The following is a 15236-nucleotide window of genomic DNA, read 5'->3' as shown; positions in this document are numbered from 1 at the left end:
AATATGTCGCAGATGAATGTACAAAATGTCGCAGTCTATACTGCGCAATGGGGCATCTGAATTTACCCATAAGTTACAGTGATAGCGTCATTACCGTCCACGAAAAATCATTATTCTAGAATTGGAACTGGGGATTCGAATGAAGTTTCTGTACGTGTCGGCGGCGATCGCGCCCCTTCTGCTGATCATGCCGGCGACTGCTCAGGCTGCCGACGAAGCCGTCCAGACCGCCGGCGCCAAGGCGCACGGCGAGGCGGTGTTCTCGACCGGCGTGGCCAAAGGCCGTGACCGCCTCGACAGCGCCACGTCCACCAGCGCCCTCCGCGCCTCCGAAATCGAAACCTACGGCGCGCGCTCGCTGGGCGAAGTGCTGCGCAACATCCCCGGGATCCGCGCCGAGTACGCGGGCGGCGAGGGCAACGCCAACTACTCGATCCGCGGCCTGCCGCTGTCCGGCACCGGCTCGAAGTACGTGCAGCTGCAGGAAGACGGCCTGCCGGTCCTCGAATTCGGCGACCTCTCGCAGTTCACCTCCGACATGTTCATGCGCTCGGACCTGAACCTCGCGCAGATCGAAACCATCCGCGGCGGTTCGGCCTCGACCTTCGCGTCGAACTCGCCGGGCGGCGTGATCAACCTGATCTCCAAGAACGGCGACACCGAAGGCGGCGCGGTCCAGGCGACCTATGGCCTGAACTACGGCGAGAAGCGCGTGGACGGCGACTACAGCTATAAGATCAGCGACACGCTGCGTATGCACATCGGCGGCTTCTACCGCGAGGGCGAAGGCCCGCGTGACGTCGGCTTCACCGCCTACAAGGGCGGCCAGATCAAAGCCAACGTCACCAAGACGCTCGAGAACGGCTACATCCGCGTCTACGCCAAGCTGATGGACGACCGCACGCCGTCCTACCAGTTCGTTCCGGTCCGGGTGACCGGCACCAACGCGGACCCGAAGTTCAGCAGCCCGGCCAGCTTCAACCTGAAGACCGACTCGCTGCTGTCGCCCTTCACCAGCAACATCGTCACGCTGGACGGCGACAACAACCTGGTCCGCGACGACATCCGTGAAGGCCAGCGCGCCAAGGTCGCCTCGATCGGCCTCGACACGCAGTTCGACGTCAGCGGCTGGACCATCAGCGAGAAGTTCCGCATCTCGAAGATCTCTGGCGGCAACCTGCAGGTCCGTCCGATCGCCATCGCCCCGGCGGCCGGCCTGGCGTTCGCCTACGGCGGCCCGGGTGGCACGCTCAGCTTCGCGACCGGCCCGCGGGTGGGTCAGACGATCCCGAGCGCGGCGGCCCTGAACGGCAACGGCCTGATGACGTCGACGGTGCTGATCAAGACCGACGCCAACAGCCTGGACAACGTCACCAACGACATCCGCGCCAGCCGCGTGTGGGAGATCGGCGGCGGCGACCTGACCACCACCGTCGGCTTCTACAAGTCGTCACAGGACTACGACACGTTCTGGTCGTTCCTGAACGCCCTGACCGACGTCAACGGCGACGGCCAGGCCTCGCTGATCAACATCCGCACGGCCGGCGGCGTCCCGGTGACCCAAGACGGCCTGCTGTCCTATGGCATCGGCGGCGCGCTCTACCACCGCTCGTACGACATGAACTACGGCGTCGACGCGCCGTACGCCTCGATCAACTACCACGTCGGCAAGATCGCGGTGGGCGGCAGCCTCCGCTACGACATGGGCAATGTGAAGGGCACCCTGTACGGCGCCGAGCTCGGCGGCGGCCGCGTGGGCGTGGCTCCGCGCGACATGAACGGCGACGGCGTGATCACGCTGGCGGAAAGCAACGTCGCGAACCTGCCGCTCGGCCAGCCCGGCCGCGTCGACTACGACTACAACTACCTGAGCTACTCGGCCGGCGTGAACTACCGCGTCGCCGAACAGCTGGCGGTGTTCGGTCGCTACAGCCGCGGCGGCCGCGCCTCGGCGGACAAGATCCTGTTCACGCCGGCGGTCAACTACGCCACCGGCAAGCTGGTCGACAAGGACAGCGCCTACGACACCGTCAAGCAGGCCGAGCTGGGTCTGAAGTACCGGGTGTCGGGCGTGACCTTCAACGTCACCGCCTTCTCGGCGCGGACCGGCGAGCAGAACGTGCAGGTCAACAGCAAGGCCGACGGCTCGATCCAGGTCGAAAACATCATCCGCGGCTACAAGGCCAAGGGTGTGGAACTGGAAGCCGCCGTCCGCAAGGGGCCGTTCAGCGTCACCGCCGGCGCCACCTACACGGACGCCAAGATCTCCAGCGATGCGACCCATCCGGAGTTCATCGGCAACAAGCCGCGCCACCAGGCCGACTTCATCTACTCTGTGACCCCGCAGGTGGAGCTGAAGTACGCGACCGTCGGCGTCAACGTGATCGGCACGACGAGCAGCTTCGCGCAGGACACCAACCAGCTGAAGCTGCCGGCCTATACGCTGGTGAACGCCTTCGTGCAGGTTCGTCCGACCGAGAACGTCCAGGTGATGCTCAACGTCAACAACCTGTTCAACAAGCTGGCCCTGTCCGACTCCGAACAGGCCACCATCCCGGCCAGCGGCGTGGTTTCGGGCCGCGCCTACCTGGGCCGGACCGCCTCGGCGACCCTGCGCTACACGTTCTAAATCGGAGGCGGCCGGAACGTTCGCGTCCCGGCCGCAGCCCCCGGCGAGAGCAGGTCGCGGCGCCCGCCGCCGCCGTCCCGGGCGGATCCCCTTATGCCCCAAACGGCAGAGCCCCGTCGGTCGCAGGACCGGCGGGGCTTTTGTTTGCCGGGACGGGTGCTCCGACGCGCGCAAAACAACATCGACGAAACGACCCGCGCTCGCGGACACCAAGATTGGCCTGAGCCGGCTCGCGCGAAGGTATCAAAAGCAACGGGTCGGGCGTGAACGTAGCTTGCGCAAACAGACCAAAGGTATGCTGCAAAGCAAGTAAATCTCACTGGTGCATACCTATCGCATATCACGTTATGCCAAGTTGAGACCTCCAGTCTTCGATCCATTCATACTGTGTCGTATGGCGAGGTGCGGGAACTCGAATGCGTCTTGTCAAAATGTCGCAGGCTAGAACACGCCGTTCGGCGCAGAATTTACCTGATTTCTACAATCATGGCCGCATCTCACGGGCAACTCGAAGAACATCGGGGGATGAACGGAGTTACCCATGAAGCACCTCTATCTGTCGGCGGCGATCGCGCCCCTCCTGCTGGTCACGCCGGCGCACGCCGAGACCAAGGACGCCGCCAAGACCACCGGCGAAGCCGTCTTCTCGACCGGCGTGGCGAAGGGCCGCGATCGCCTCGACAGCGCCACCTCGACCAGCGCGCTGCGCGAGTCCGAGATCGAGGTGCTGGGCGCCCGCTCGTTGGGTGAAGTGCTGCGCAACATCCCCGGCATCCGCGCCGAATATGCGACCGGCGAGGGCAACGCCAACTACTCGATCCGCGGCCTGCCGCTGTCCGGCACCGGCTCGAAGTACGTGCAGCTGCAGGAAGACGGCCTGCCGGTCCTCGAATTCGGCGACATGTATCAGCTGGGCGCCGACATGTTCATGCGGGCCGACCTGAACCTCTCGGCGATCGAGACGATCCGCGGCGGTTCGGCCTCGACCTTCGCGTCGAATTCGCCGGGCGGCGTGATCAACCTGATCTCCAAGAACGGCGACACCGAAGGCGGCGCGGTCCAGGCGACCTACGGCCTGAACTATGGCGAAAAGCGCGTCGACGGCGACTACGGCTACAAGATCAGCGACACGCTGCGCATGCACATCGGCGGCTTCTACCGTGAGGGCGAAGGCCCGCGCGACGTCGGCTACACGGCGTTCAAGGGCGGCCAGTTCAAGGCCAACGTCACCAAGACCTTCGACAACGGCTATGTGCGCATCTACGGCAAGTACCTGAACGATCACACGCCCGCGTACCAGTTCGTTCCGATCCGCGTGACCGGCACGAACGCCGACCCAAAGTTCAGCAGCCCGGCCAACTTCAATGTGAAGACCGACTCGCTGCTGTCGCCTTACAACAGCAACGTCCTGACGCTCGACGGCGACAACAACCTCAGCCAGGACGACGTGCGCAGCGGCCTGCACGCCGTCGTCAAGTCGGTCGGCCTGGACGCCCAGTTCGACGTGAATGGCTGGACTATCAGCGAGAAGTTCCGCTTCGCCGACGTCGGCGGCAGCAACCTGACCATCCGTCCGATCGCGGTGAACCAGGCGGCCACGCTGGCCACCACCTACGGCGGCGCCGGCGGCCGGCTCAGCTACGCCACCGGTCCGCTGGCCGGGCAGCCGATCGCCACCCCGTCGGCCCTGAACGGCAACGGCCTGCTCACCTCGTCGCTGCAGCTCGACACCAAGGTCAACAGCCTGGACAACGTCACCAACGACATCCGCGCCAGCCGCGTGTGGGACGTCGGCGGCGGTGACCTGACCACCACCGTCGGCTTCTACAAGTCGTCGCAGGACTACGCGACCAATCTGTCGTTCCTGAACGTCCTGGCCAGCGTCGCCGGCGACGGCCAATCCTCGCTGATCAACGTCACCACGGCCGCCGGCGCGCCGTTCACCCAGGACGGCTACCTGGCCTACGGCCTGGGCGGCTCCTTCCACCGCGAATACGACATGAACTACGGCGTCGACGCGCCGTACGCCTCGATCAACTACCACGTCGGCAAGATCGCGGTGGGCGGCAGCCTCCGCTACGACATGGGCAAGGTGAGGGGCACCCTCTACGGCGCCGAACTGGGTGGTGGCCGCGTGGGCACGACGTCGTTCGACGTCAACCACAACGGCGTGATCTCCACGGCCGAGACCAAGGTGGCGATCCTGCCGCTCGGCCAGCCGGGTCGCGTCGACTACAACTACCACTACCTGAGCTACTCGGCCGGCGTGAACTACCGCGTCGCCGAACAGCTGGCGGTCTTCGGTCGTTACAGCCGCGGCGGCCGCGCCTCGGCAGACAAGATCCTGTTCACCCCGGCGGTCAACTACAACACCGGCAAGCTGGTGGATAACGACAGCGGTTACGACACCGTCAAGCAGGCCGAACTGGGCCTGAAGTACCGGGCGAACGGCGTGACCTTCAACGTCACGGGCTTCTCGGCCCGGACCGGTGAGCGCAACACCCAGATCGTCAGCGGCGCCGATGGCTCCGCCTCGGTGCTGAACATCGTGCGCGGTTACAAGGCCAAGGGCGTGGAGCTCGAGGCGGGTGTGCGCAAGGGTCCGTTCAGCGTGACCGCCGGCGCCACCTACACCGACGCCAAGATCTCCAGCGACGCCGCCAACGCCGCGCTGATCGGCAACACCCCGCGCCACCAAGCCGACTTCATCTATGCGGTCACTCCGCAGGTCGACCTGAAGTACGGCACGGTCGGCGTGAACGTGATCGGCACCACCAGCAGCTACGCCCAGGACTCCAACCTGCTGAAGCTGCCGGCCTACACCCTGGTGAACGCCTTCGTGCAGGTTCGTCCGACCGAGAACGTGCAGCTGATGCTCAACGTCAACAACCTGTTCAACAAGCTGGCGCTGTCAGACTCCGAGCAGGGCTCGATCCCGGCGACCGGCGTCGTGCTGGGCCGCGCCTACCTGGGCCGGACCGCCTCGGCGACCCTGCGTTACACCTTCTAAGCGACTTCGAGACCCCCACGGCGAACGCCCCGTCGGCCGAAAGGCCGGCGGGGTGTTTGTCGTTGGGCCGCCCTCCAGAGGAGGGACGGCGTCACATGCGGTCGGGTGTGGCGATGCCCAGCAGATCCAGCGCCAGTTCGAGCTGGCGCAGGGTGGCGGCGGCCAGGGTGAGGCGCGAGGCCTTCACCGCGGGCTCGGACAGCATGATCGGGCAGGCGGCGTAGAACTTCGAGAAAGCCTGGCTGAGGCGGTAGGCGTGCTCGGCCAGGGCGTTCGGCGCCTTCTTGTCGTAGGCCTCGGTCAGCGCCGCGTCGAAGGCGTCCAGGGTGAGGACCAGGTCGCGCTCGGCGGGTTCGGCCACGGTGACGGGCCCGGGCGCGGCGCCCTCGGCTTCCGCGCGGCGGAGCAGGCTCTTCACCCGGACGGCCTGGTAGAGCAGGTAGGGGCCGGTCTTGCCCTCGAAGCTGGTGAAGCGGTCGAGGTCGAAGACGTAGCTGGTGCCGCGGAAGTTCTGCAGGTCGGCGAACTTGAGCGCGGCGACGGCCACCTTGCCGGCGATGTCCTCGAACTCGTCGGCCGTCATGTTCTCGCCGAGGCCGGCCTCGTGCAGGCGCTCGCGGGCCTTGCCGCGGGTCATCTCGATGAGGTCGTTGAGCTTGAGGACGCCGCCCTCGCGCGTCTTGAAGGGCTTGCCGTCGGCGCCGTTCATGGTGCCGAAGCCGATGTGCTCGAGCTGGCCCTCGGCGGCGTAGCCGGCGAGATAGGCGGCGCGGAAGACGATCTCGAAGTGGTCGGCCTGGCGCTGGTCCACGCAGTAGATCACGAGGTCGGGCCCAAACTCGCGCTTGCGGTCCAGGATGGTGGCGAGGTCGGTGGTGCCGTACATCGCCGAGCCCTCGGACGAGACCACCAGCAGGGGCGGCAACTCGCGCTTGTCGCCCTCCTTGGCGACGCGGATGATCCGCGCGCCCTGGTCGTCCACCAGCAGGCCCAGGCCGTCGAGTTCGGCGACCATGCCTTCGATCAGCGGGTCGGCGTCGCTCTCGCCCTTCCACCAGTCGAAGTCGACGCCCAGCGCGTGGAAGTCGCGCTCGAGCGCCACCTGCGTCACGGCGCGGAACTGGCGCCAGAGGACGTAACAGCCGGGCTTGTGCGCCTGGAGGTCGGCGGTGAGCTTGCGGGCGCGGTCGCGATAGGCGGGGTCTTCTTTCCCCTTGGCCGCGGCCTTGGGGTAGAGGCGGTCGAGGTCGGCCAGGGTGATCTTCTGGAAGGACGCGGGGATCGCGGCGTCCTTGTCGGAGATCGTCTCGATCTCGGCGGCGATGTCGGGGTGCTCGTCCATGACGGCCCCGATCAGCAGGCCCATCTGGTAGCCCCAGTCGCCGAAGTGGGCGTCGCCGACGACGGTGTCGCCGCGGAAGCGGTAGATGCGCTTGATGGCCTCGCCGATGATCGAGGCGCGCAGGTGGCCCACGTGCATCGGCTTGGCGACGTTGGGGCCGCCGTAGTCGACGATGACCTTGCGCGGCTGCTGCACCAGCTCGGCGCCGGCGCGGGCCTCGACGGCGATGGCGTTGGCGCGGTCGGACAGCGCGGCGTCGGCGACCTTGAGGTTGATGAAGCCCGGGCCGGCGATCTCGACCGACGCGAGGCGTCCGTCGCCCTGCAGCTTCTCGACCACGGCCGAGGCGATCTCGCGCGGGTTCTTGCCCAGCCGCTTGGCGGCGGCCAAGGCGCCGTTCGACTGGAAGTCGGCGAGGTCGGGGCGGTCGGAGGGGGTGACGCGGCCCAGTTCGGGAGGCGCGCCAACGGCGGCGAAGGCGGCTTCCACCGCCTCGCCCAGGACCGATCTCAAATCGCTCATGGGTTGGGCGTGTTGCTCGCCTGGCCGACGTTCAGGCGGAAGCGCTTGCCCTCGCGGTTGAAGGCGGCCATCTGCGGCGTCACGTCGAAGCCCACCAGCACCTCGAAGTTCGAGCCCGAGGTGGAGATCGAGGCGCGCGGGATGGTGATGCTGCCGATATTCTCGGTGACGTAGACCCGGTCCTCACCCTCGGGGAAGGTCACCGGGATGTCGAAGGTCTGCTTGGCCAGGACCGAGCGGTTGCGGTCGGTCACGGCGACCCAGTAGCGGTAAGTCTTGGAGCGACCGTCGGCCTGCGGGCCTTTGCCCATCTCGAACAGGATCTCCATGGTCACCTGGATCGGCTGGTCGTCCTTGTAGGAGCAGCCGGCCGAGATGCCCTGGACCTCGCCCGACCAGGCGACGTTGGCCGAGGCCTCGCGGTTGTCCTTGAACTCGACGTAGCGGGCCGCGTCGTAGAGGGACTTCACGAACGGGCAGGGGCCGGCGTTGCGCAGGGCCTGCAGCGGAGCCTGGTTGTCGCCCCACTCCTCGCGCTGCTTGCGCTTCTTCGCCGCCTCTTCCTGCTGCTTGCGCTGGTCGGCCTCGGGGTCGCGGCGGCCCTGGGCATAGGACATCGCCGGGACGGCGGTGAGGGCGGCCATGACGGCGGCGGCGAGGAGCATCTGGCGGCGCATGAAGCAAGCGTCTCGGAAAGAAGGGCCGCGAGGGGTTCGCGGGATCATCGGGCTAAGTACAGCCTGAGGATTGCGGCTGCAACGCGGCCCGCGGTCCGGCGCGCGTGGCGGCCTGAATATGAATGTTCACACGCAAGTGAGTGAATATTGACTCGCCCAAGAACGCGCCCCATGGTCCGGCTCATAGGGCCGGCGAGAACGACCGGCCGACATGGGGAGGAAGGAAGATGAAGGCGCTTCTGTTCGGATCGGCGTGCGCTGCGATCCTCGTCACCGCACAGCCGGCGGCGGCCCAGACCGCGGCCGCGGAGCGGGCCAAGGCGACCGACGTGGGCGAGGTGATCGTCACCTCCACGCGGCGCAGCGAGCGGCTGCAGGACGTGCCGCTCAGCGTGACGGCCTATTCCCAGGAGACGCTGACCGCCAAGGGGATCGTGGGCTACGAGGGGCTGGCGCAGGAGACCCCGGGGGTCGTGCTGAACCGCCCCAGCGCCAACTTCAACAACTTCACCGCCCGCGGCATCGCCACGAATGGTTATGGCGCCAACCTGCAGAGCACGGTGGCCGTCTATATCGACGAGCTGCCGATCTCGACCATCGGCAACACCACGGTGCTGGACCCCAACCTGTACGACGTGGAGCGGGTGGAGTTCCTGCGCGGACCGCAGGGGACGCTGTTCGGCTCGGGTTCGCTCTCGGGGGCGCTGCGCATCCTGACCAGGAAGCCCGATCTGAACGACTTCGACGCCTCGGTGCTGGTCGACATGGGCCTGATCGGCGGGGACTCGCTGCGCCAGCGCTACAACGGGATGATCAACGTCCCGCTGGTGACCGACAAGCTGGCGGTGCGCGCGACGGGCTTCTACCGGAACGAAGAGGGCTACATCGACAACGTCGGCCTGGCGAACCGGAAGAACTCGAACGACCTCGACGCCTGGGGCGGGCGGGTCCAGCTGTTGTGGGCGCCTAGGGACCGGACGAGCGTGAAGCTGCTGGCGTCGCGCGAAATCAGCAAGCCGCGCGACAGCTCGACGATCAGCCCGGCGCTGGGCCACGACAAGCGCGCGTCCGACCGGCCCGACCTCTTCCAGGGGTGGCTGACCAGCTACAACGCCACGATCGAGCACCAGTTCGACGGCGCCCAGCTCACGAGCTCGACGACCTATTCGAAGTTCAACCAGAAGTTCTACGTCGACCTCGCCGGCACCTTCATCGCGCCGAACAGCCCGACGCCCCCAGGGGCGTTCAACATCGCCTTCGCCCTGGACGCGGACGCCTACCAGGACACCTTCGTGCAGGAGGCGCGGCTGGCTTCGGATCCCGGCGGGAAGTGGGACTGGGTGGTCGGCGGCTTCTACCTCGATCGCCGGATCGACGTGGACTACAACTACCGCTCGCGCGCCGACTACCTGGCGTTCCGCGGCTTCACGGGGCTGCCGGACGAGTACTACCAGCGCTTCGGCAACCACACGAATTCGCGGGAGCTCGCCGGGTTCGGCGAGGTGACCTACCGGTTCTCGGAAAAGTTCTGGGCGACCGGCGGCCTGCGCTACGGCGGCTTCCAGGCGCAGACGATCACAGAGGGCGGGTACAACAGCAACTACCTGACGGCGGCGCTGACGCCGGGCTTCCGGGGCGCGCTGACGATCGTCCCGGTGGCTCCGGCCAGGGGTGTGAAGGCCAAGGAGACCGGGCCGTCCTGGAAGATCAGCCTGTCCTACAAGCCGACCTCGGCGATCACGACCTACGCCACGGTCTCGACCGGCTTCCGCACTCCGGTGGTGAACGGCTTCGCCGGCCGCGCCAGCGTGGTGAATCCCGCGGACATCATCATCCCGGCGGGCGCCGATTCCGACGACCTGACCAACTACGAGATCGGCCTGAAGGGCCGCTGGCTGAACGGCCGACTGACCACCAACCTGGCCGCCTACTGGATCGACTGGGAGAACATCCAGGTCCAGGCCAACCGCACGTCGGACTCGGTGCAGTTCGCCACCAACATCGGCAAGGCGGTGAGCCGCGGCCTGGAGTTCGAGATCGTCGCCCTGCCGGCGGAGGGGCTCTCGGTGGGCGCCAACGGTGCGTTCAACGAAGCCGAGGTGACCAGGCTCAGCCCCACGGAGGCCGCCATCTCGGGCGCCGGCGAGGGCGTGCGGCTGGCGTCGCCGCGCTTCCAGGGGTCGGCCTTCTTCAACTACGGCTTCGACCTGACGCCGGAAGCCCGGGCCAACGTCTCGGCGGTGGTGTCGCGGGTGGGCAGGTTCCCGGGGATGTTCCCGTACATCCCGGGCCGGCCGGGCGTGCTGGCGCCGACCTACGCCTACACCCAGGCCTACACCAACGTGAACGCGACCTTCGCGGTGGCGTTCGGGCAGGCGACAGCGGCGGTCTACGTCGAGAATCTCTTCAACAGCCGCAAGATCAACTACGTCCACCCGGAGGCGTTCATCGCCAGCCGGTACGCCGAGCAGCGGCCGCGCACGGTCGGCGTCCGCGTCGGCTACGACTTCTAGCCCATGGCGCCTCCCCACGCGTCGACCACGGCGGCCCCACGGGGAGCCGCCGCGGTCCTGCCGCCGCCCGCGGAAGGCGCGTGGCCTGTGCTGGCCATCCTATGCTTCGTCTATGTGCTGAACTTCCTGGACCGGCAGCTGCTGTCGATCCTGGCCAAGCCGATCCAGGACGAGCTGGGCGTCACCGACGGCCAGCTCGGCCTGATCAGCGGGCTCTATTTCGCGCTGTTCTATTGCCTGATCTCGATCCCGGTGGGCTGGCTGGCCGACCGGACCAACCGGGTGCGGGTGCTGGCGTTGGCCTGCGGGCTCTGGAGCGCGGCCACCATGGCCTGCGGGCTGTCGGCCAACTACCCGCAGCTCGTCCTGGCGCGGATGACGGTGGGCGTCGGGGAGGCCGGCGGGGTGCCGCCGTCGTATGCCATCATCACCGACTACTTCCCGCCCGGCCGGCGTGGGACGGCGCTCAGCCTGTTCAACCTGGGCCCACCGATCGGCCAGGCGATGGGCGTGGCGTTCGGGGCGTCCATCGCGGCCGCCTATAGCTGGCGGGCGGCCTTCATCATCCTGGGCGGCGTGGGCGTGGCGGCGGCGCTGGCCGTGCTGCTTGGCGTGCGTGAGCCCGAGCGTGGAGCGCTGGACCGCGCGGCCGGCGCGCCGGTGAAGCCGGTGCAGGCCGGGTTCTGGCCCACGGTGCGCAACTTCTTCTCCACCCCCGCGCTGCTGCTGGCCGCCCTGGCGAGCGCCGCAACGCAGATCGTCACCTACGGCGCCGGCAACTTCACCACGCTATTCCTGATGCGCGAGAAGGGCATGACCCTGCCGGAGGTGTCGGTCTGGTTCGCCTTGGTGGTGGCGGTCGGCATGGGCGGCGGGATCTTCGTGTCGGGGCGGGTCATCGACCGCTTCACGCGGCGGTCGAAGGTCGCATACGCCACCGTCCCGGCGCTGACGCTGTCGCTGGCCGTGGCGCCGTTCCTGGCCTTCGTCTGGGCGCCGAGCTGGCCGCTGGCGCTGGTCTTCCTGTTGGGGCCGACCTTCCTCAACTATTTCTACCTCTCCTCGGCCGTGGCGCTGGTGCAGGAGGAGGTGGCGCCTGAGCAGCGCGTGCTGTCGGGCGCCCTGCTGCTGCTGGTGATGAACCTGATCGGCATGGGTGTGGGCCCGACGTTCGTGGGCATGGTCAGCGATGCGCTGAAGGCCAGCCATCCGGACAATTCGCTCCAGCTGGCGTTCTACGCGCTGGCGCCGATGTACGCCGTCGCCGTGGCCCTGTTCCTGGCGCTCGCCCGGGTGCTCAAGCGGGAGGAGACCGGCGCATGAAAGCGTGGCTCGGGCTGGGATTGGCGCTGGCCCTCGCCCTGGGCGCCTGGCCCGCAGCCGCCCGGCCGGCGCCCGTCGTCAACGCGCCGGCCGGTTCGGCGCGCGGCGAGGCGGCGGGCCGGCTGAATATCTTCCGCGGTCTGCCCTACGCCGCGCCGCCGACGGGCATGCGGCGCTGGCGGCCGCCCGCGCCGCTGGGGCCGTGGCCCGGCGTGCGAGACGCCACGGCGTTCGGCCCCGCCTGCCTGCAGCCCCGCTCGCCGCCTGCAAGCCTCTACGCCAGCGACCTGCCGCAGCTCAGCGAGGACTGCCTGACGTTGAACGTCTGGGCGCCCGCCAACGCCAAGGGCGCGCCGGTCATGGTGTGGATCCACGGCGGCTCGCTGGTCACCGGCTCCGGGCGCGAGAGCCTGTACGACGGTGCGGCGCTGGCGCGGCAGGGCATCGTCGTCGTGACCATCAACTACCGGCTGGGCGTACTGGGCTACCTGGCCCATCCCGAGCTCAGCGCCGAGAGCCCCGACGGCGTGTCGGGTAACTACGGCCTGCTCGACCAGATCGCGGCGCTGACGTGGGTGAAGCGCAACATCGCCGCCTTCGGGGGCGACCCGGCGAGGGTGACGGCCGCGGGGGAGTCCGCCGGCGGCCTCAGCGTCATGTACCTTATGGCCTCGCCCCTGGCGCGCGGGCTGTTCGACAAGGCCATCCTGCAGAGCGCCTACATGATATCGACGCCCGAGCTGAAGGCGGCGCGGTTCGGCGAGGTCCCCTCGGAGGCTAAGGGGGTGCAGTTCGCCGAGCGGGTCGGAGCGAGCGGCGTGGCGGCGCTGCGGGCGATGGACGGGACCGACCTCTTGGCCAAGGCGCCGAAGGCCGGGTTCGCGCCCTTCGGGACGATCGACGGCAAGGTGCTGCCGCGGCAGATCGTCGAGGCGTTCGACCGTGGCGAACAGGCGCCCGTGCCGGTGCTGGCGGGCTTCAACGCCGGCGAGATCCGGTCGCTGCGGTTCCTGGCGCCGCCCAAGCCGGCGAGCGCGGCGGTCTATGAGCAGGCGATCCGGGCGCGCTATGGCGACCTGGCCGACGAATTCCTGCGGCTCTATCCGTCGGAAGACCTGGCCGGCAGCGTCCTGGCCGCGCCTCGGGACGCGATCTACGGCTGGACCGCCGAGCGTCTGGCGGCGAAGCAGGCTGAGGCGGAGCAAACCTCGTTCCTCTACCTGTTCGACCACGGCTATCCGGCGGCCGACGCGCGCGACCTGCACGCCTTCCACGCCGCCGAGATCCCCTATGTGTTCGGGACCCACGACCGGACGCCGCCGGCCTGGCCGAAGCCGCCGAACTCGAGCACGGAGACGCGCCTCTCCGAGGCCGTGCAGGGCTACTGGGCGGCGTTCATCAAGACGGGCGCCCCCGCCGCGGCAGGCCAGCCGGCCTGGCGTCCCTATGGCGAGGGCCGCGCGTTCATGGCGTTCGAAGAGGCGCCCCTGGCAAAAACCCGGCTGATGCCCGGCATGTACGAACTGAACGAGGAGGTCGTCCGCCGCCGCCGCGCGCAGCGCGACACCCCCTGGAACTGGAATATCGGCCTCGTCGCGCCCGCGCCGCCGCCACAGTCGCCGGAGTCCCGATGATCGACGGAGCCATGCAGCCCTTCGCGCTGACGCTCGACAAGTTCCTGGACCACGCGGCCAAGTGGCGCCCGGCCTCGGAGGTGGTCACCGCCGACGATCGCGGCGGGATCGACCGGATGGGCTATGCGGCGGTGAAGGCCCGCAGCCAGCGGGTGTCGTCCGTCCTGCAAGGCCTGGGCGTGAGGCCAGGCGAGCGGGTCGCGACGCTGGCCTGGAACACCCGGGCGCACTTCGAAACCTGGTACGCGATCATGGGAATGGGCGCGGTCTGCCATACGCTCAATCCGCGGCTGACGGCGGATAACCTGGCGGCCATGGTGCTGCGCTCGGAAGCGCGGCTAGCGATCGTCAGCGCCGACCTGATCGGACTGGCCCGGCAGATCGCAGAGCGCGTGCCGCAGGACCTGCGCCTGCTGGTCATCGACGGACCCGCCGACGGCGCCGACGCACCGGCGCTGGAGCCGCGGATCGCCGAGGCGCCTGACGGTTTCGCCTGGGGCGGGTTCGAGGAGACCGCGCCGTGCGGCCTTTGCTTCACCTCCGGCACCACGGGCGCCCCGAAGGGCGTCACCTACACCCACCGCGCCAGCTACCTGCACACGCTGCGGGCGCTGCAGGTGGACACGATGGCGATCTCGGGACGCGACAGCCTGCTGGCGGTGGTGCCGATGTTCCACGCCAACGCCTGGGGCCTGCCGTTCGCCGCCCCGGCCGTGGGGGCGAAGCTGGTGCTGCCCGGGCGCCACGCCGACGGCGCCAGCCTGGCGCGTCTGATCCGGGCCGAGGCGGTGACCATCGCGGTGGGCGTGCCGACCGTCTGGCTGGGCCTGCTGGAACATGTGGAAGCGGGCGGCGGGGAGGTTCCGAGCCTCGAGCGGATCGTGGTCGGCGGCGCGCCGATGCCGCCGGCGCTGATGGCGCGCCTGGAGGAACGGCTGGGCGTGGTCGTGCAGACGAGCTGGGGCATGACCGAGCTGTCGCCCGCGGGCACGGTGGCGGGCCCCGGCGAGCCAGCGCGCTCGGCCGCCCAGTCGGGAAGGCCGGCGGTGGGCGTCGACCTGATGGTCGCCGACGCGGAGGGCCGGCCGCTGCCGCAGCAGCGGAACAGCGAGGGGCATCTGCACGTGCGCGGCGCGGCGGTGGTGCAGCGGTATTTCGGCGAGGTGAAGCCCGCGGTGGACGCCGACGGCTGGTTCGCCACCGGCGATCTGGCCCGCATCGACGACGAGGGCTATCTCAGCATCACCGGCCGCGCCAAGGACCTGATCAAGTCGGGCGGCGAATGGATCAACCCCGCCGAGATCGAGGCGGTGGTGAGCGCGCTGCCGCAGGTGGCGCTGGCGGCGGTGATCGGCCGGCCCGATCCGAAGTGGGGCGAGCGGCCCCTCCTGCTGGTGGAAATGCGCGACGGGACGGTCCTGACCGATGCCGCTTTGCTGGAGGCCCTGAAGGGTCGTGTGGCGAGCTGGTGGGTCCCCGATGCGGTCGTGCGGCTCGAGGCCATGCCGTTGGCGGCGACGGGCAAGATCGACAAGCTGCGGTTGAGGGCGGAGTACGGGGCAGGGGCCTCGACTTGACGCCCCCCG

General features: G+C 68.6%; 8 protein-coding genes. 6 read left to right on the top strand and 2 right to left on the bottom strand.

The annotated features are described in order from the left end of the window. The first annotated feature begins 139 nt into the window (after positions 1-139). Entirely contained in the window at positions 140-2629 is a 2490-nt protein-coding gene (locus ACODSY_RS23415; RefSeq protein WP_488954317.1) for a TonB-dependent receptor, read from the top strand. Positions 2630-3170: 541 nt separating this feature from the next. Then, positions 3171-5639 (top strand): TonB-dependent receptor domain-containing protein, encoded by a 2469-nt coding sequence (locus ACODSY_RS23410; protein ID WP_488954316.1) that lies wholly within the window; start codon positions 3171-3173, stop codon positions 5637-5639. 91 nt (positions 5640-5730) lie between these two features. Here the strand turns inward: ACODSY_RS23410 and argS are convergent, their stop codons facing one another. Together argS and ACODSY_RS23400 are read right to left on the bottom strand one after the other, a co-directional pair. After that, positions 5731-7503 (bottom strand): arginine--tRNA ligase, encoded by a 1773-nt coding sequence (gene argS / locus ACODSY_RS23405; protein ID WP_488954315.1) that lies wholly within the window; start codon positions 7501-7503, stop codon positions 5731-5733. Further along, complete coding sequence (locus tag ACODSY_RS23400) at positions 7500-8180, bottom strand: Tat pathway signal sequence domain protein (protein ID WP_488954314.1); 681 nt, start codon at positions 8178-8180, stop codon at positions 7500-7502. Before ACODSY_RS23400 ends, argS begins: the two co-directional genes overlap by 4 nt. 227 nt (positions 8181-8407) lie before the next feature. Between ACODSY_RS23400 and ACODSY_RS23395 the strand changes: the two genes are divergently transcribed. The 4 genes from ACODSY_RS23395 to ACODSY_RS23380 are packed head-to-tail and all read left to right on the top strand — an operon-like array spanning position 8408 to position 15227. Then, positions 8408-10693 carry a TonB-dependent receptor gene (locus ACODSY_RS23395; RefSeq protein ID WP_488954313.1) on the top strand — a complete coding sequence of 762 codons (2286 nt, stop codon included), beginning with the start codon at positions 8408-8410 and terminating at the stop codon, positions 10691-10693. Between the two features lie 3 nt (positions 10694-10696). Then, the gene (locus tag ACODSY_RS23390; protein WP_488954312.1) at positions 10697-12016 is read left to right on the top strand and encodes a spinster family MFS transporter; all 1320 of its coding nucleotides are present in this window, start codon (positions 10697-10699) and stop codon (positions 12014-12016) included. Further along, a complete protein-coding gene (locus ACODSY_RS23385; RefSeq protein ID WP_488954311.1) occupies positions 12013-13650 on the top strand; it encodes a carboxylesterase/lipase family protein in 1638 nt (545 codons plus the stop codon). The genes ACODSY_RS23390 and ACODSY_RS23385 overlap by 4 nt, the downstream gene beginning before the upstream one ends. Continuing rightward, the gene (locus ACODSY_RS23380; protein WP_488954310.1) at positions 13647-15227 is read left to right on the top strand and encodes a long-chain-fatty-acid--CoA ligase; all 1581 of its coding nucleotides are present in this window, start codon (positions 13647-13649) and stop codon (positions 15225-15227) included. Before ACODSY_RS23385 ends, ACODSY_RS23380 begins: the two co-directional genes overlap by 4 nt. Positions 15228-15236: the final 9 nt, after the last annotated feature.

It is taken from the genome of Phenylobacterium sp. FG114 (assembly GCF_057809855.1).
The sequence above is the reverse complement of the archived record's forward strand: the minus strand, read 5'-3'. Positions and strand labels throughout refer to the sequence as shown.